13 protein-coding genes are annotated in these 16,708 nt (G+C 45.5%); 4 read left to right on the forward strand and 9 right to left on the reverse strand.

Features of this window, described 5'->3' with window-relative positions; all coding sequences use genetic code 11:
• Positions 1-146 precede the first annotated feature (146 nt).
• From dnaG to rpsU, 3 genes are all read right to left on the reverse strand, one after another.
• The gene (gene dnaG / locus AB1S55_RS07730; RefSeq protein WP_370981232.1) at positions 147-2,135 is read right to left on the reverse strand and encodes a DNA primase; all 1,989 of its coding nucleotides are present in this window, start codon (positions 2,133-2,135) and stop codon (positions 147-149) included.
• Positions 2,136-2,353: 218 nt separating this feature from the next.
• A complete protein-coding gene (locus AB1S55_RS07735; protein WP_370981233.1) occupies positions 2,354-2,803 on the reverse strand; it encodes a GatB/YqeY domain-containing protein in 450 nt (149 codons plus the stop codon).
• A gap of 71 nt (positions 2,804-2,874) precedes the next feature.
• Positions 2,875-3,090, reverse strand: coding sequence for a 30S ribosomal protein S21 (gene rpsU / locus AB1S55_RS07740; RefSeq protein ID WP_370981234.1), 216 nt, complete (start codon positions 3,088-3,090; stop codon positions 2,875-2,877).
• 292 nt (positions 3,091-3,382) lie between these two features.
• On the opposite strand from rpsU, the gene tsaD reads away from it, so the two are divergent.
• Positions 3,383-4,438, forward strand: coding sequence for a tRNA (adenosine(37)-N6)-threonylcarbamoyltransferase complex transferase subunit TsaD (gene tsaD, locus AB1S55_RS07745; RefSeq protein WP_370981235.1), 1,056 nt, complete (start codon positions 3,383-3,385; stop codon positions 4,436-4,438).
• A gap of 1 nt (position 4,439) precedes the next feature.
• Positions 4,440-4,796, forward strand: coding sequence for a dihydroneopterin aldolase (gene folB / locus AB1S55_RS07750; RefSeq protein ID WP_370981236.1), 357 nt, complete (start codon positions 4,440-4,442; stop codon positions 4,794-4,796).
• Here folB and AB1S55_RS07755 read toward each other — a convergent pair.
• Positions 4,793-5,938 (reverse strand): hypothetical protein, encoded by a 1,146-nt coding sequence (locus tag AB1S55_RS07755; protein ID WP_370981579.1) that lies wholly within the window; start codon positions 5,936-5,938, stop codon positions 4,793-4,795. The two genes, folB and AB1S55_RS07755, sit on opposite strands and share 4 nt — an antisense overlap.
• A gap of 295 nt (positions 5,939-6,233) precedes the next feature.
• Here AB1S55_RS07755 and AB1S55_RS07760 point away from each other — a divergent pair, with 295 nt between their 5' ends.
• Complete coding sequence (locus tag AB1S55_RS07760; protein WP_370981237.1) at positions 6,234-7,172, forward strand: DMT family transporter; 939 nt, start codon at positions 6,234-6,236, stop codon at positions 7,170-7,172.
• Positions 7,173-7,207: 35 nt separating this feature from the next.
• Here AB1S55_RS07760 and AB1S55_RS07765 read toward each other — a convergent pair whose 3' ends face one another.
• The 4 genes from AB1S55_RS07765 to AB1S55_RS07780 form a co-directional block, all read right to left on the reverse strand.
• Positions 7,208-8,626, reverse strand: a complete 1,419-nt coding sequence (locus tag AB1S55_RS07765; RefSeq protein WP_370981238.1) for a deoxyribodipyrimidine photo-lyase — start codon at positions 8,624-8,626, stop codon at positions 7,208-7,210.
• Positions 8,627-8,751: 125 nt separating this feature from the next.
• Complete coding sequence (locus tag AB1S55_RS07770) at positions 8,752-10,308, reverse strand: SpoVR family protein (protein ID WP_370981239.1); 1,557 nt, start codon at positions 10,306-10,308, stop codon at positions 8,752-8,754.
• Positions 10,305-11,567 carry a YeaH/YhbH family protein gene (locus AB1S55_RS07775; RefSeq protein WP_370981240.1) on the reverse strand — a complete coding sequence of 421 codons (1,263 nt, stop codon included), beginning with the start codon at positions 11,565-11,567 and terminating at the stop codon, positions 10,305-10,307. The genes AB1S55_RS07770 and AB1S55_RS07775 overlap by 4 nt, the downstream gene beginning before the upstream one ends.
• Positions 11,568-11,582: 15 nt before the next feature.
• Entirely contained in the window at positions 11,583-13,505 is a 1,923-nt protein-coding gene (locus AB1S55_RS07780; RefSeq protein ID WP_370981241.1) for a PrkA family serine protein kinase, read from the reverse strand.
• Positions 13,506-13,736: 231 nt separating this feature from the next.
• On the opposite strand from AB1S55_RS07780, the gene AB1S55_RS07785 reads away from it, so the two are divergent.
• Positions 13,737-15,836: a transporter substrate-binding domain-containing protein gene (locus AB1S55_RS07785; protein ID WP_370981242.1), complete on the forward strand. Its 2,100-nt coding sequence runs from the start codon at positions 13,737-13,739 to the stop codon at positions 15,834-15,836.
• 52 nt (positions 15,837-15,888) lie between these two features.
• On the opposite strand, the gene AB1S55_RS07790 is transcribed toward AB1S55_RS07785, so the two are convergent.
• On the reverse strand, positions 15,889-16,698 hold the full coding sequence (locus AB1S55_RS07790) for a symmetrical bis(5'-nucleosyl)-tetraphosphatase (RefSeq protein ID WP_370981243.1): 810 nt from the start codon (positions 16,696-16,698) through the stop codon (positions 15,889-15,891).
• Positions 16,699-16,708: the final 10 nt, after the last annotated feature.

A 16,708-nucleotide genomic window follows, 5' to 3' on the forward strand; every position in this document is an offset into this window, starting at 1 on the left:
CAAGTTGGGGCACTTTTTCCCTTTTTTTGGCTCTTTTTTTTTGTTTTGCTGTGCTTAGAGTGTGCTTGGCCCTATAGATGGGGGCGGGTAGGGCTTTTTACAACTTCATCCCTCTAAATCGATGGCCTGTGGCAGCTTTGTGTGGCTTAGCTGTAGTTGCCGAGAATAAGTTGTTGGTAACGCAGTTTTTCTTCTTGGCTCAATTGTTTTAAGCCTTTGGCGTTAAGTTGGGCGAGTTCACGTTTGCAGTGGGCTTTAAGCTGCTCTTCATTGATGGCCTTAAGGCAGGCACTAAAGTCTCTTTCAGCGTCAAAATTACTCAGGCCTTTAAGTTCGTTAAACAGTGGATGGCTAACAATGTTTGCAAGTGCTTGCTGCGCTTCTACGCCATGGCTCCCGCCCCACCAGCCCATGATGTTGTTGAAGTTTGCCTGAGGTCGGCGCTGCAAATATTGCATGATATCGACAAGGATTTGCAGTTCTTGCTCTGGCTGTTCATCTTGGATATTGAGTTGGTGTTGGCTGTTGTTGAATAGCTGTGGGTGGTCGAGTAGCAAGATACTTGCGCGTCGAGCAGGGCTCAGTGCCATTAGGCTGCGTGTTCGTGTTGGTTGAGTTGGTGCGCTTAGGTGTTCGACGTGATGTTGGCTTTGGTTTTGTTCTAGTTCTTGAGTGAGCCAAGCCGGGGGTTCGTTGTCGTGCTCGGTGGGCTGATCGCCATTGTCTGTCTGATGCGTGGTACTTTGGAGGGCTTGCTTTTCTGTTGTTTGTGTTGGGCTAGGCTCGTTTGCGTGCTCGACCTCAGCTTCGCTATTAGCGGGCTCCGGTATAACGGGCATGTCGGTGAACTCAACCAGTTGTTCGGTGCTTAAGCCTGTGCGCTTGGCGAGGTTGTCGAACATGAGTGAGCGAAAAATACCGCCGGGTAATTGGTTGAGCATTGGTGCTGCGTTTTTTGCGAAGCGGGCCCGGCCGTCAAGGCTGTTTAGGTCGACTCCTTCTGCGGCGCTATCAAATAAGAACTGCTCTAAGGGCAGGGCGTTATCGAGTTGCTGCTGAAAGCGCTCGGCACCAATTTGGCGTACAAGGCTATCTGGGTCTTGGCCTTCTGCTAGAAATAAAAAGCGTATTTGGCGGCCATCTTCCATTGAGCCAAGTGAGGCTTGTAGGGCGCGCTGGGCGGCATTGCGTCCGGCTTTGTCGCCGTCAAAGCAAAAAACGATGTTTTTTACATGGCGAAAAGCGAGTTTGAGATGGTCTTCGCCACAGGCTGTTCCGAGGGTAGCAACGGCGTTGCTGATGCCGTATTGGGCTAGGGCAATAACGTCCATATAGCCTTCAACGACGATCAGTTGCTCTAGGTTGCGGCTAAATTGGCGAGCCTCATAGAGGCCGTAGAGTTCTTGGCCTTTATGGAATACATCGGTCTCTGGTGAGTTTAGGTATTTGGGCTTGCTGTCATCTAGTACGCGCCCGCCAAAACCGATACAGCGACCTCTTACATCCCGTATAGGAAACATAATGCGGTGGCGAAAACGGTCGTAGCGCTTATTCTCATCAAGTTTATCAACCACTAAGCCGCAATCGATCAGTAGGTTTGTGTCGCTTTCTGTTTTGCCGAAGCGGCTCAATAGTATGTCCCAGCCGGGAGGGGCGTAGCCAAGTTCGTAAGCTTTAGCGATTTGCCCGCTTAGGCCGCGGCCCTGTAAATACTTAACCGCAAAGTCGCGCTTGGGGTGTTGTCGCAGTTGGTTTTGGAAGTGCTCGCTTGCTTCAAGAAGCTGCTTGTAACAGCGTTTTCTTTGTATTTCACGGGCATCTTGAGCTTCGCTGCGCTGCTCTCTTGGCACTTCAACGCCGGCTTGTTTGGCGAGGTATTCCACCGAGTCAACAAAGTTGCTGCGGTCGTATTCCATCAGGAAGTTGATCGCGGTGCCACTCGCACCGCAGCCAAAACAATAATAAAACTGTTTGTCGGGGCTGACGGTAAAGGAGGGGGTCTTTTCATCGTGAAAAGGGCAGCAGGCGCTGTAGTTTTTGCCGTTGCGTTTTAGTTTGACGCGCTGGTCTACCACTTCGACAATGTCGACACGGCTAAGTAGGTCGTCAAGAAAACTTTGGGGGATACGGCTCATGATGCGCAGTTTAACCTTTGTTGTCTCGATCTAGATAGCGCTTTTCTTGTTGTCGTGTGGTCTGGGTTATGCTGGGTTTGTGCAAAGGTAGTGCGTAAAGAAAAGATCTGTTAAAGGTTTGTGCGGTCGCTGGTATTGTTTTTGTTGTGCGCAGTAACGCAGGTTCAGCGTGCCCTATTTAGTCACGCTAGCTTGCCTAGAGGTGTATTCTGATTGGCTTAGTTGAGCTTCTGTTTTACCAGTTTGCTTACTTCGCCCATGTCAGCGCGGCCTTGAAGTTTGGGTTTGAGTGCGGCCATAAGTTTACCCATGTCAGCCATGGAGCTGGCGCCGGTGCTGGAGATGGCTTCATCAAGCAGGCCGGTAATCTCTTCGCTGCTAAACTGCTTTGGTAGGTAGTCTTGAATGACGCCTATCTCGAACTCTTCGACTTCGGCAAGATCAATACGCTCTGCATCGCGGTACTGCTGGGCAGCGTCACGGCGTTGTTTGGCGGATTTATCTAAAATAGCAAGCACGCGCTTGTCGTCTACTTCAATGCGCTCATCAACTTCAACGCGTTTGAATTCAGACATAAGCATGCGGAGGACGGTAAGGCGCTCTTTATTACGGGCGCGCATAGCATCTTTCACTGCTTGAGCAATGCTGTCTTTTATTGGGCTAGCCATAAGAAGATCCTTGCGGGCGCGCTTTAAGAGATTAGGCGCGCCGCAACTTACTCAGTTATAAAATCTAAAACTTAGTAAGGGCGAGTAAAGCGACGCGCTTCGCGGTTCACTTTCTTCATGTGACGCTTAACAGCGGCAGCAGCTTTACGCTTACGAACAGCGGTTGGCTTCTCGTAGAATTCACGACGGCGAACTTCGGCAAGGATGCCGGCTTTTTCACACGAGCGCTTGAAGCGACGAAGAGCAATATCGAATGGTTCGTTTTCTTTAAGTTTTACAGAAGGCATATTAAGTCAGTTATCCGTTAGTTCTGTTTGAATGTCGCCGCCTTCACGGCAGCATCCAAGTCAAAATTGGCCAATTGCTTTGAAGTTTAGTTGCTGTTTTCTAAAAAGATCAGCGCTTACTTCACTAAAATCGGGTGGCGCATTCTATACCCACTCTTACTCTCAGGCAACACACTTGTGCGATTTTTAGCCCCTGAGTTCATGCTCATGCTTATTTTCTGTGTTATTGTCCGCGACTTTAAGGTTATGAGCAGGCTGGAGAGGCGCTCCAGCTCTGCGTAAGAGGTGTATTGTGCGGGTTTTGGGTATTGAGAGTTCCTGTGATGAAACAGGCGTTGCCATTTACGATTCTGAGCAAGGTTTATTGGGGCATGAACTCTATAGCCAAATTCAGGTGCACAGTGAATATGGTGGTGTTGTGCCTGAATTGGCTTCTCGCGATCATGTGCGCAAGCTTATTCCTTTGATTGATTCGCTGCTGAAATCCTGTGATAGCGAAGATCGTATTGATGCGATTGCCTATACCGAAGGTCCTGGCCTAATAGGCGCGCTTATGGTTGGGGCCTGTGCAGGGCGGGCTCTTGCTTATGCATGGGGGATACCTGCAATTGGTGTGCATCATATGGAGGGGCATTTACTGGCGCCTTTGTTAGAAGATAGCCCTCCGAGTTTTCCGTTTGTTGCCTTGTTAGTCAGTGGCGGTCATACGCAGTTGGTGCAGGTAGAAGCGATTGGTAAGTACACGCTTTTAGGTGAGAGCTTAGATGATGCCGCCGGTGAGGCGTTTGATAAAGCGGCTAAAATGATGGATCTGGACTACCCTGGAGGCCCCAACATTGCCAAACTTGCCGAGCATGGTTCTGCTGAGCGCTTTAAGTTTCCGCGCCCTATGTGTGATAGGCCGGGATTAGACTTTAGCTTTAGCGGTCTTAAAACCTTTACCTTAAATACGGTGACTAAGCATGCTCAGGTGAACGGGCTGCCGGATGATCAGTGCTGCGCTGATATTGCTTTTGCCTTTCAGGAAGCTGTTGTTGATACCTTGGTTATTAAGTGTCGTCGTGCTTTGCAGGCCTGCGATTATAGTCGTTTGGTCATAGCTGGTGGTGTGAGCGCGAATAAGCGCTTGCGTGAGAAGTTAGAAGCGGCACTGGCAAAAATGAATGCTACGGTTTTTTATGCTCGGCCCGAGCTATGTACGGACAACGGTGCAATGATCGCATTTGCAGGTCATCAACGTTTGCAGGCAGGCTTAAGCAGTGATTTAAGTGTGCAGGTAAAACCGCGTTGGGCGATGGAAGATCTACCGCCTTTAGATTCAGTGAATAGTGAAAGCGAAGGTGCTTAATATGGATACGGTTTTTATTCGTGATTTAGAAGTCGCCACCCTAATTGGTGTTTATGATCATGAAAAGCTCGAGCCTCAGCCTCTGCTGTTTGATCTGGATATGGCTTGGGATTGTCAGAAAGCGTGTGTCAGTGATCGTTTAACAGATACCTTGGATTACCACGCAGTTTGTATTCGCATTGAGCGAATTTGCGCTGAAACGCATTTTGAACTGGTTGAAACCTTGGCTGAAACTATTGCTCAATGTTTATTAAATGAATTTAAGATTCCAGGTTTAATGTTGCGTGTCTCTAAGCCTCAGGCGATTGCTAATACCCATTCGGTGGGTATTGTTATTCGCCGTGGCATTGCCGTTTAGTTATTGAGTGCTTGCATTAATTCTTCGAGCGCTTCTATGCGCTTTTCTTCTAAGGCTCGCCCTACCTCTGGGCCCTTTAAACCTTGCTTGATAAGATCTTTAGCGTTGATATTTGCAATTATTTTTAGGGCCAGTTTAAGTTGATAAGCTTGAACAAAATTGTCTAAAGTTTTCCCTGTCTGACTTCGGTAGCAAGCTTTACAACACAGCAATAGGTCGTCAAAGCGATCACTGCGGCGCAAGGCGTCACTGTCTTTTAAAACTTGAAACAGTTCTTGAGCGTTGAAATGAAGGCTAGCGCTAATTACTGTTAATTGCTGTTTTAATTGGCTGGCAAGTTCTTGCCAAGTTTTAGGGCACTTTATGGCTGCGCATAAGTGGAGGATTTGTTCTGCTTCTAGGCTTTGCAATAAACATGCAAAGCGGCATTGTTTGGCGTTGAGATTTTTATTTCTACTAGTTAAAAACGTTGCTTGTCGCAACTGGAATAAAGCGCTTTCTTTGTGTTGTGCAAGATCTGGCCACAGTCGTTCTAAAGCACCACAAGAACTGAGTACCTCAAAAAATATTTCTGGGTTTGGCTCGCCAAGCGCTTTTTGAAATTCTTGCCATATTCGCTCGGCGACTAAGGCATCGAGTTCCGAACTGGCTGAAATCTCTTGCATTAAAGCGAGTGTTTCATCTGCAACCGAAAAACCAAGGTGGTGGTAGCGAGCAGCAAAGCGAGCAACACGTAAGACACGTAATGGATCTTCAGTAAAAGCGGGACTGACATGTCGAAGTAGCTTGTTATTAATGTCGTCGATACCGCCATAAGGGTCGATCAGCTTACCGTTCTCATCTTCGGCAATGGCGTTAATAGTGAGGTCTCTACGTAGCAGATCTTCTTCAAGGCTGACCTTGCTGTCGGTGTCAAAATCAAAACCGCCATAACCTGCTGCCACTTTTCTTTCTTTGCGCGCCAGTGCGTATTCTTCTTTTGTCTGCGGATGTAAGAAAACGGGGAAGTCTTTACCAACTGAGTTAAAGCCTTGTTCTAGCATGGCTTTTTCGCTGCTACCAACAACGACCCAGTCATTTTCGATGCTAGGGTAATTGAGCAGCTTGTCACGTACGGCACCACCGACTAAATATATTTTCATTTCACTGTTGACGCTTTGTTGTTCATGGCTCACACTTTAGCCACTATCTTAATGCTAAGTAATTTTTTTTGCGATGAACTTTTTGAAACCCGCTATTGCACTCGTCATTCCCGCACTGCGTTTTGTACGCAAAGTGTGGTGTCTGCGTGCATCTAAAAAGCGGCTTAGTTGATTTGCAATAAAACAGCAATATTTATTAAAGGCCGCAGCGATTTTCCTGCGGCCTTTTTCGTTTATGGTCAAAGGAAAATACAACGCGATTAACAAGTAGATGACTCACTAAGGGAGTAATGTCATGAAAGTCATCGGTGCCTATCTAGGCGTTGTATTAATTTGGTCCACTACACCGCTTGCGGTCCAGTGGAGTAATAGCAGCTTGAGTTTTCAGGCCGCTGCAACTGCGCGTATGGCGATTGCTGCCATTTTATGCGCGCTTATTTTACTTGTTAGTCGCCGAGCGATAGTGAAAGATAAACGCGATGTTTTAAGTTTTATTGCCGGTTCTATTGGTATCTTTCCTAATATGCTTTTGGTGTATTGGTCTGCCCAGTTTATTCCCTCGTCATTAATTGCGATTCTATTTGGCACCTATCCCTTTTTTACGGGTTTGTGTTCCATTGTTGTGCTTAAACAGAACCCTTTTAATGTAAGTAGGGTGGTGGCCTTGTTTATAGCATTAATAGGCTTGGTGGTTATTCATGCTGATCAATTACAGCTTGGTTCGGATGCTGTTTATGGCGTCTTGGGCATACTTACTTCATCGTTGCTTTTTTCCTTCTCTACGGTATTGGTGAAAAAGGTCGGCGGTTCTGTGGATGCGTTTAGGCAGTTAAGTGGCAGCTTGTTTATTGCTGCACCTGGGTTCTTATTAACTTGGTATCTTACTGATGGTTTTATTCCTGCATCGATAGATCTTAAGTCGGCTCTAGGGGTGGCTTACCTAGTATTGGCTGGTTCTATGTTTGGTGGGGTTGCATTTTATTATGTGCTAACGAATTGTCAGGTAGTGACAGTGAGTTTAATTCCTCTTTTAACGCCCGTGGTTGCGATTGCATTGGGAGTGTTGATTGAGGGCGAGCAGATACGTTTGGCGATGTTAATCGGCGCTGTGTGTATTTTGTTTTCACTCGCTTTATATCAGCAGTTGTTCCAACGTCTATATCGTATTGTGCATAGAAGGTGGAAAAAAGATTTAAACTATGCCCTGATGAAAGTAAAACCGCTGTTTGTGTGACGTTTGTAATAGCCCTATTTGAGTAAAGAGGGCTATTACTTGTTTGGGGCATTGTCTTTTGAAAACTGATAAGCCATTAATGCTCGCTGACGCGCTTCTTTATGCTCAATTATAGGTTTAGGGTAATCGCGACCAAGTTGAATGCCTGCTTTATCTAATACCGATTGCGGTGCAGAACTTGGGTCGAAGCAGTATCGTGTCTCTAAGTGTTTTAATTCGGGCAGCCATGTTTTTATGTAAGTCGCGTCGTGATCAAATTTTTCTGCTTGAGTGATTGGGTTAAAGATGCGGAAGTAGGGGGCAGCATCTGCACCGCTACCGGCCGTCCATTGCCAGCCGCCGACATTATTAGCTAAGTCAGCGTCGACAAGGGTGCGCCAGAACCACCGCTCACCTAGGCGCCAGTCAATCAATAGGTGTTTGCATAAAAACGATGCGACAATCATGCGTGCCCTGTTTGGCATCCAGCCTTGCTGCCATAGTTGGCGCATGGCTGCATCGACGACAGGATAGCCTGTTTGCCCTCTTTTCCAGGCCTTGAGCTCGTTCGAGGTGCTACGCCATGGAAAGGCATCAAAGCTGTCTTTAAAGTTTTTGGTAAGTAGTTCTGGCCTATGAAAAAGTAGATGTGCGTTAAAATCTCGCCATACTAATTGGCGCAGAAAAACCGCTGCTTGCTCTTCGCCACAATATTCTCTGCACTCTTGCCATATGCGGCTTGCGCTTATCTCCCCGTTTGCAAGTGCGGCAGCAAGTTGAGAGCTTTCTAGGTAATTGAGTTCATTGCGAGTACTTTCATAGTTCTGTATATGCCCTTGCACAAATTCATGCAGGCGTTGCTCGGCGTCTAGGTGTCCAGGCTGCCAGTGTGTTTTAAAGTCGGATGCCCAGTCAGGTGTTGATGTGTATAAGCCGAGCTCATGAATGGAATCACCTTGGCATTTTATTAGTTTGGCGTGAGCCCTTTGGAATATATGGGGTTTACGCAGTACTTGTTGCTGTACTTTTTTGTAGAAAGGGGTGAATACTTTGAAAAAAGAACCTGATTGATTTTGTATGCTCTCGGGCTCTGTTAGCAGGCCACCGGGCCAGCGTTTAAAGCTAATAGTTTGCTGATTACACCACTGGTGTAATTTTTTTTGTAGGACTCTCTCTTCGGGTGTGTAGGATCGAGCACAGTATAAGTGAGTGATATTATGCTCAATACACAGCTCTTTGCAGTGTTTAAGTACATCACCAGATTTCAACACTAGCGCAAGTTTTTGTTTCTTTAAACTTGTTTGCAACTCTTCTAAGCTTGATTTTAAGTACCAGTTTCTCGCTTCAGCTTGCTCGCTAGATGGGCAAGTTGGGTGTATGTAAACAGGCAAAATGTACTCGGCAGCACAAGCTGCATTGAGGGCAGGGTTATCATCAAGACGAAGGTCGTTGGTAAATAGGTATAAGCATCGCATGGTCACAATACGCTTAATATACTAATTTGGATCATGGTCGGTGCTTAGTTTACACTTTATCTATATAGGGCAAGGGGGCGGATCTCGCTCAGCTCAGCTCTTAAAGCACTCATAAAACAGGGCCGTTAAGGGGCGCTAAGGTTGATGGATGTCCCTATGTTGTTTTTGGCTTCTGTGGCCTGAGCAGGTTTTTGTTCTGGGCAATGAAATTCTTGGCGTAGTTGATCGCCTTCTAGCGAGTGCAAATGTACGTCAAAGCCCCAGAGGCGGTGTACGTGTTTGAGTACCTCATTGGCGCCGTCATCAAGTGGTTTACGATTGTGGCGGTAGTGATGCAAGGTTAAGGAACGGTCACCTCTGACATCGGCGCTGTAAACTTGAATATTGGGTTCGTTATTGCCTAGGTTGTATTGCGCGGATAAGGCTTCTCTGACTTGTTGATAACCAGGATCATCATGTATCGCGTTAACTTCAATGTCGCTATTAGCATCGTCATCAATAATGCTAAAAAGCTTTAGGTCTCGCATTAATTTAGGTGATAAATACTGTAATACAAAACTCTCGTCTTTAAAGTTGCGCATTGCAAAGTCAAGGCTTTCTAACCAGGGGCTGCCTGCAAGTTCAGGGAACCAGTGTTTGTCTTCTTTGCTTGGTTGTTGGCAGATGCGTTTTATGTCCATCATCATGTTAAAGCCCAGGGTATAAGGGTTAATACCGCTAAAATAAGGGCTGTTATAAGGGGGTTGATAGATGACACTGGTATGGCTCTGCATAAACTCAAACATAAAGCCTTCGTTTACTTTGCCTCGGTCGTAGAGCTCGTTAAGTAAGTGATAGTGCCAGAAGCAGGCCCAACCTTCATTCATGACCTGAGTTTGGCGCTGGGGGTAAAAATATTGGGCGAGTTTTCTTACTATTCTAATGACTTCACGCTGCCAGGGTTCAAGTAGAGGTGCATTTTTCTCGATAAAATAAAGAATATTTTCTTGCGGTTCAGACGGGTAGCGCAGCTTTGTATCTTGTGTTTTTTCGCTATTTTGATTGGGAATGGTTCGCCATAAGTCATTGACTTGTTTTTGCAGGTAGAGCTCCCGCTCTTCTTGCTGTTCTAGTTCTTCGGAGGTACTCAAGGGATAAGGGCGTTTATAGCGGTCGACACCATAGTGCATTAAGGCATGGCATGAATCGAGTAAGTTTTCGACCTCCTCTATGCCAAAGCGCTCTTCGCATTTTGCAATATAGTTTTTTGCAAATACAAGATAGTCGACGATAGAGTCTGCATCTGTCCAGCTTTTAAAGAGATAGTTGCCTTTAAAGAAACTGTTGTGCCCATAACACGCGTGCGCAATAACCAGCGCCTGCATGGTGAGCGTGTTTTCTTCCATAAGGTAGGCAATACAGGGGTTGGAGTTAATTACAATTTCGTAAGCAAGCCCCATTTGACCACGCTTATAGCCTTGTTCGACACTTAAAAATTGCTTGCCATAGCTCCAATGGTTATAGCCTATCGGCATACCGGTAGCCGCATAAGCATCCATCATTTGTTCTGAGCTAATAACCTCAATTTGATTTGGGTAGGTGTCGAGTTTGAACTCTTGAGCAATTGCCGCTATCTCGCGATCGTATTTTTCTATTAGCTCAAAACTCCATTCGGAGCTTTCTGAAATGAGAGATTTATTCATACGCTTTGCTTCTGAAAGAGTTCTCTAAATACCGGGTATATATCGCCGGCGCCAATTAAATGCTTCATTGCAAAGGTGTCTGGGAATTGAGCTTGAATCTCTTGATAAGCGTGCCAAAGAGCTTGGCGTTCTCTATTGGTGATTTCAATGTAAGAGAAATATTGGCAGAAAGGCAGTATGTTTTGGCTGAGTAGCTCTTGGCAGAGACCGCTATCATCATTCCAGTTATCTCCGTCGGATGCCTGCGCTGCATAGATATTCCATTCGGAGCTGGGATAGCGTTCGACCATGACTTCTTGCATTAGTTTTAATGCACTGCTCACAATGGTGCCACCGGTTTCTCGGCTGTAGAAAAATTCTTGTTCATCGACTTCCTTTGCACTTGTGTGGTGACGAATAAAGACCACCTCAATTTTTTTATAGTTTCGCTGTAAAAACAAATACAGTAATAGGAAGAAGCGTTTAGCAATGTCTTTGGTGTTTTGGTCCATGGAACCGCTCACATCCATAATACAAAACATCACCGCTTTGCTAGTTGGCATTGGCCTTTTAACGTGAAGATTATATTTAAGGTCGTAGTTATCTAACCACGGTACTTTTTTAATACGTATTTTGAGCTTTTTCAGTTCCGCTTCGAGTTCTATGCGTTTATTAGAATCTGTCTGCTTGAGTGTTTTAAGCTCTTCTTCTATGGCACGAATCCGTTTTCGACTTTTACCTGTTAAAGCGATGCGTCTTGCATTGGCTGATCGCAAAGAGCGAACGACATTGATTTGGCCAGGGTTTCCCTCATTGCTAAAACCTGCACGATGGTATTCAAACTCATCAATACCTGCTAGTTGACGTTTGACAAGATTGGGTAAGGCTAGATCTTCAAAAACAAAGTTAAGGAACTCTTCTTGGCTGATATTAAAAACAAATTCATCCATGCCCTCGCCAGAGTCGCTAGCGCCTTCACCTGAGCCGCCCTGGCCTTGCCCGCCTTGAGGGCGAGCGATATGATCGCCGCTAACAAATTGATCGTTACCTGGAAGGACCCGCGTGTTTTTTCCACCTTTACCGTGATGGAAGAGCGGTTCGCTAATATCCTTACTGGGGATACTAATCTTTTCCCCTTTGTCCATGTCTGTAATAGAGCGCTTGTCGACTGCATCAGATACGGCTTTACGTATATGCTTTCGATAGCGGCGTAAAAAGCGCTGGCGGTTGACCGTGCTTTTGTTCTTGGAGTTCAACCGCCTGTCGATGATATAACTCATGCCAGGCCCCCGTGGCTACTGAGATTTTCGAACGCGTAAATACCATTCCGATAGTAGGCGCACTTGTTTCTCGGTATAACCTCGTTCGGTCATACGTTGAACAAAATCCTCATGCTTTTTCGAATCGTCAGCAGAGCTTTTGGCGTTAAAGCTAATAACAGGCAAGAGATCTTCGGTATTGGAGAACATTTTTTTCTCTATGACTGTGCGCAGTTTTTCATAGCTGTTCCACGCAGGGTTTTGGCCGTTATTATTGGCCCTAGCGCGCAAGACAAAATTTACGACTTCATTTCTAAAGTCTTTGGGGTTGCTTATGCCGGCAGATTTTTCAATTTTTTCTAACTCTTCATTTAAAGAGGAGCGATTGAGTATTTCTCCTGTCTCTGGGTCTCTATATTCTTGGTCTTGAATCCAGAAGTCTGCATAGGTGACATAGCGATCAAAGATGTTTTGTCCGTACTCTGAATAACTTTCTAAATAAGCTGTTTGTATTTCTTTTCCTATGAATTCGATATAGCGTGGTGCTAGATACTCCTTTAAAAATGAGAGGTAGTGATCACGAATCTCATCGCTAAACTGTTCTTGCTCAATTTGTTGCTCAAGTACATAAAGCAGGTGTACAGGGTTGGCCGCAATTTCTGTTGGATCAAAGTTAAAGACCTTAGAGAGTATTTTAAACGCAAAACGTGTGCTTAATCCGTCCATGCCTTCGTCGACACCGGCGTTATCGCGATACTCTTGAATGGATTTAGCTTTTGGGTCTGTATCCTTTAGGTTCTGACCATCGTAGATACGCATCTTTGAGAATAAATTTGAATTTTCTGGCGTTTTTAAGCGAGATAAGACAATAAACTGTGCGAGCATGTCGAGCGTGTCTGGAGCACAGGGCGATGTGTGCAAAGAACTATTTTGTAGTAGCTTTTCGTAAATATGTACCTCTCCTGACAGGCGTAAGCAATAAGGTACTTTGACGATATACACTCGATCCAAGAAAGCTTCATTGTTTTTGTTGTTTCTAAAGGTTTGCCATTCGCTCTCATTGCTGTGGGCAAGAACAATACCGTTAAATGGAATGGCGCCAAGACCTTCGGTGCCATTGTAATTACCTTCTTGAGTTGCAGTGAGTAGAGGGTGAAGCACCTTAATAGGCGCCTTAAACATTTCTACAAATTCCATTAAGCCTTGATTCGCTCGGCACAAGCCACCAGAAAAGCTGTATGCATCTGGGTCATGCTGAGGAAAGTCTTCAAGTTTACGTATATCTACTTTACCAACTAGGGCGCTAATATCTTGGTTGTTCTCATCTCCGGGTTCTGTTTTGCTTACTGCTATTTGATCCAAGACTGATGGACGTAACTTAACAACACGAAATTGACTGATGTCACCACCGTATTCGTGTAAACGTTTAACTGCCCAAGGGCTCATAATATTTTTAATGTAACGACGCGCAATACCGTAGTCCTCTTCTAGGATGGCGGCATCTTCCTCTTCATCGAACAGACCTAAAGGTGACTCAAAAACAGGGCTGTCTTTAAGGCAGTAAATGGGCTCTTTTTCGATTAGGCTTTTAAGCTTTTCGGCTAATGAGCTTTTACCGCCACCAACAGGGCCAAGTAGGTACAAAATTTGTTTGGTCTCTTCTAAACCTTGCGCAGCATGCCGAAAGAACGAGACAATTTGTTCGATTGCCTCTTCCATGCCGTAAAAGTGCTCAAAACCTTTGTAGCGCTTGATCACCTTATTAGAAAAGATACGGCTTAGGCGTGGATCTTTGGATGTGTCGACAAGCTCAGGCTCGCCGATCGCATTTAAAATGCGCTCTGCGGCACTGGCATAGACAGTGGGGTCTTCTTTACACAGATCTAAATACTCTTGCAGGCTTAGCTCTTCTTGCAAGGTGTCGGTGTAGCGTTGTTGATAGTGACTGAAGATCGTCATTAAAGCCTCCTGTACGCTGGATTGGCAGTCCGCCTTCAGAGGCTCAACGACACAGCCTCCATCTAAGCATAGACCCTGTAGCTAGTGCTTAGCGGACAAATTGGCGCGAAAATACAGTTGGGCTTAAAAAGCATGCGTAAATCAAAGGCTTGCGAGTAGGCCTTGCTGCTGAAACAATATCGTGACGTGACGCTGAGATAATGACAAAAAATGATAACTAATGATTCGTATATGCCTAAGCCTATCGCTCTATATGACAAGGCCATACTTAGCCCTCTTTTTTTCTGTTTTGTATTATGTGCTCTGCTTTTGTTAACGGCATGCAGTAAGGATGTTGAAGAGCCTGTTGTTGAGTTAAGTCCTAGCCCCAGCCCCTCTCCTGAATATATTTCTAGTGCTGATCTTGATGTTATTAAGCAGCATGGTCGTATCCGTTTTATTGCACCACTTGCGGCGACAGAGCCACAAGCCCTTTCGAATCGATCCCCACTGTTTAAAGAGTATGAGGCCTTAGCTAATGCGCTGGCCGATCGCTTAAAACTTGAAGCCGAGTGGGTATTCGTAAAAGATCGCAGTGATTTAATTCCTGCTTTATTAGCGGGGCGAGGAGATATTATTGTTAGTAATATCAGTGTGACGCCTGAGCGTAAAAAGCAGGTGAGTTTTAGCCGCCCTTTAGCCAAGGTAGATGAACTTGTAGTCGAGCATCAAGAAACAACGGAGCCGCCTGCTCAAAAGCATTACATAGTGGGTGAGGCGAGCGCGTTTTCTGAAAGTTTAAGTAAGCAGGGGGTTGAGCATGTGACCATCTTGCCTGCAGATAAAAGTGCTTATGAATGGTTGAGTTATATTGCAGAAGAGCCTTCTCGAGCGACTGTACTTGATAGCAATATGGCAAGAGATCTTATTGGTTTGTTTCCAAACTTAAAGCTGGGGCAGACCTTACAAAAACGCCGTTCGATTGCTTGGGCTTTACGGCCGGATAACCCTAAATTGCTGAGCTACTTGAATCACTATTTAGTTGAGCACCATGTGCTTGCCAGTGCCTCGAATAATCAGCCTCGCACTTGGCAGCAAATTAAAGACAGTGGCCAATTGCGGATGCTGACCTTAAATAACCCATCCTGTTATTTCTTGTGGCGCGGGGAGCAAATGGGCTTTGATTATGATCTTCTCAATAAGTTTGCTAAAAACCAAAAGCTCAGTTTATCCGTGATTGTAAAACCCGATTATGAAAGTTTAATCGAGGCCCTTAAAGCAGGAGAGGGGGATGTTATTGCTGCTTCAATGACGGCGACCCCTGAGCGTGAAGCCCTTGGTGTGCAATTTAGTCGCCCTTATTTATATATTGATGAGCTAATTGTAGGGGCTCTTGATAAGCAAGCGATTATGGATTTAAGCGCTTTGGCGGGCAAACGAGTCGCGGTGAATCCGACAACGGTATTTTATAAACGCATGCTAGAGCTGCAAAAGCAGGGTGTTGAATTAGAGTTGGTGTCGTTGCCTGAGGCTTCAACGGAAGAGCTTTTAGAGGCTCTGGATTCGGATGCCTATGACTATACGCTCGCTGATAGTCACCTTGTAGCTTTGGAGAATAGCTACCACAAACACGTTAATGAGGTTTATAAACTTAATGAAGATGTGGCAATTGCTTGGGGGCTAAGGCCTGAACAACTAGAGCTTAAACAAGAGTTAGATTCTTTTATTAAAAAGAAACATCGTGGTCTGTTTTATAACGTGACTTACAACAAGTATTTCAAAAATGAAAAGCGCATTAAAAAATATCAGCAGGCACGAGTTTTACCCGGAGGCGGGCTCTCACCTTATGACGAGACTGTGCAAGCTTTGGCACAGCGCTATCATATGGATTGGCGATTAATTACTGCGCAAATGTATCAGGAAAGTAAGTTTAACCCTAAGGCTCGTTCTCATGCTGGCGCCAAAGGTTTAATGCAAGTACTTCCTCGTACAGCTAAAGAGTTAGGTTTTACTAATTTAGCAGAGCCGAGTGAGGGCTTAGAGGCCGGAGTAGCTTATATGCACTGGTTAAAAGACCGCTTCCCTGAAGATTTGGCTTTTGAGGAGCGTTTGTATTTTACGCTGGCGTCCTACAATGCCGGCGCAAGCCATGTACGGGATGCACGTAAGCTCGCACGAGAGTTAGGTTATGATGATAAGCGCTGGTTTGGCAATGTCGAAAATGCCATGTTGGCTTTATCCAAACCTAAATATTATAAAAAAGCGCGTTTTGGCTATGTGCGTGGCCGTGAACCGGTGAATTATGTTCGCGACATTCGCGAGCGTTATATGGCGTATTTAAATGCAATGTAAGTAAGAGTGTTCAAAGCCAATGGGGGCAGCTGTTTATAGTGGCGGGGGCTCGTTAGAGAGAGCAATCCAAACAGAAGAGTTCGGAATCTTCTAAACGGATCATGGTGAGTTCACCGCCCCAAACGCAGCCTGTGTCCAAACCAATAAAATTATGGCTATTGGTGGCGCCAAGTAGCGCTGCCCAGTGACCAAAAAGAATGCGTTTATTGCGCGCTCGATGTTTTTTAAAGCTAAACCAAGGGGCAAAACCTTTAGGCGGTGTGGAAGGTGCGCATTTGCTCTCGAGTTCAAGGCTGCCATCTTCGGCACAGAAGCGCATGCGAGTAAAATAGTTGGTGATAACACGCAGTCTATCCATGCCTTTAAGGTCTTTGCTCCAACGATTAGGTTCATTGCCGTACATATGGGCAAAGAAGGCCTCTGCTTTTTTAGAGCGTAATACCTTCTCTACTTCGGCTGCTCGTTTAAGTGCTTTTTTTAGTGACCACTGCGGCGGAATACCCGCGTGTACCATAGCGTAGCCAAGTTTTTTATCACGGTGAATTAAAGGTTGTTTAATCAGCCATTTCAGTAATTTGTCTGCGTCTTTTGCCTCTAAGACATCGTCGAAATTATCTTTTTTACCTGGGCTTCTTTGGCCCTTCCAGCAAGCAAGAAGGTGTAAGTCATGGTTGCCGAGAACAACTTTACAGCGAGGGCCAAGCTCTTTTAAAAAGCGTAAGGTGGCTAAGTTATCGGGGCCGCGATTAATGAGGTCTCCGGCGCACCAGAGTACGTCGTCTTCACTAAAGTCGACTTTCTTTAGTAGTTTCAGTAGAGGCTCTAAACAGCCCTGTATATCACCAACAACGTAGGTAGCCATAGTTATAGAT

The sequence above is a fragment of the Agaribacterium sp. ZY112 genome, from assembly GCF_041346925.1.
Classification (GTDB): domain Bacteria; phylum Pseudomonadota; class Gammaproteobacteria; order Pseudomonadales; family Cellvibrionaceae; genus Agaribacterium.

What these genes read in the sequence shown, in the direction of transcription:
- dnaG (WP_370981232.1), bottom strand. Translation starts at nt 2,135, where the DNA reads ATGAGCCGTATCCCCCAAAGTTTTCTTGACGACCTACTTAGCCGTGTC.
- AB1S55_RS07735 (WP_370981233.1), bottom strand. Translation starts at nt 2,803, where the DNA reads ATGGCTAGCCCAATAAAAGACAGCATTGCTCAAGCAGTGAAAGATGCT.
- rpsU (WP_370981234.1), bottom strand. Translation starts at nt 3,090, where the DNA reads ATGCCTTCTGTAAAACTTAAAGAAAACGAACCATTCGATATTGCTCTT.
- folB (WP_370981236.1), top strand. Translation starts at nt 4,440, where the DNA reads ATGGATACGGTTTTTATTCGTGATTTAGAAGTCGCCACCCTAATTGGT.
- AB1S55_RS07755 (WP_370981579.1), bottom strand. Translation starts at nt 5,938, where the DNA reads ATGAAAATATATTTAGTCGGTGGTGCCGTACGTGACAAGCTGCTCAAT.
- AB1S55_RS07760 (WP_370981237.1), top strand. Translation starts at nt 6,234, where the DNA reads ATGAAAGTCATCGGTGCCTATCTAGGCGTTGTATTAATTTGGTCCACT.
- AB1S55_RS07765 (WP_370981238.1), bottom strand. Translation starts at nt 8,626, where the DNA reads ATGCGATGCTTATACCTATTTACCAACGACCTTCGTCTTGATGATAAC.
- AB1S55_RS07770 (WP_370981239.1), bottom strand. Translation starts at nt 10,308, where the DNA reads ATGAATAAATCTCTCATTTCAGAAAGCTCCGAATGGAGTTTTGAGCTA.
- AB1S55_RS07775 (WP_370981240.1), bottom strand. Translation starts at nt 11,567, where the DNA reads ATGAGTTATATCATCGACAGGCGGTTGAACTCCAAGAACAAAAGCACG.
- AB1S55_RS07780 (WP_370981241.1), bottom strand. Translation starts at nt 13,505, where the DNA reads ATGACGATCTTCAGTCACTATCAACAACGCTACACCGACACCTTGCAA.
- AB1S55_RS07785 (WP_370981242.1), top strand. Translation starts at nt 13,737, where the DNA reads ATGCCTAAGCCTATCGCTCTATATGACAAGGCCATACTTAGCCCTCTT.
- AB1S55_RS07790 (WP_370981243.1), bottom strand. Translation starts at nt 16,698, where the DNA reads ATGGCTACCTACGTTGTTGGTGATATACAGGGCTGTTTAGAGCCTCTA.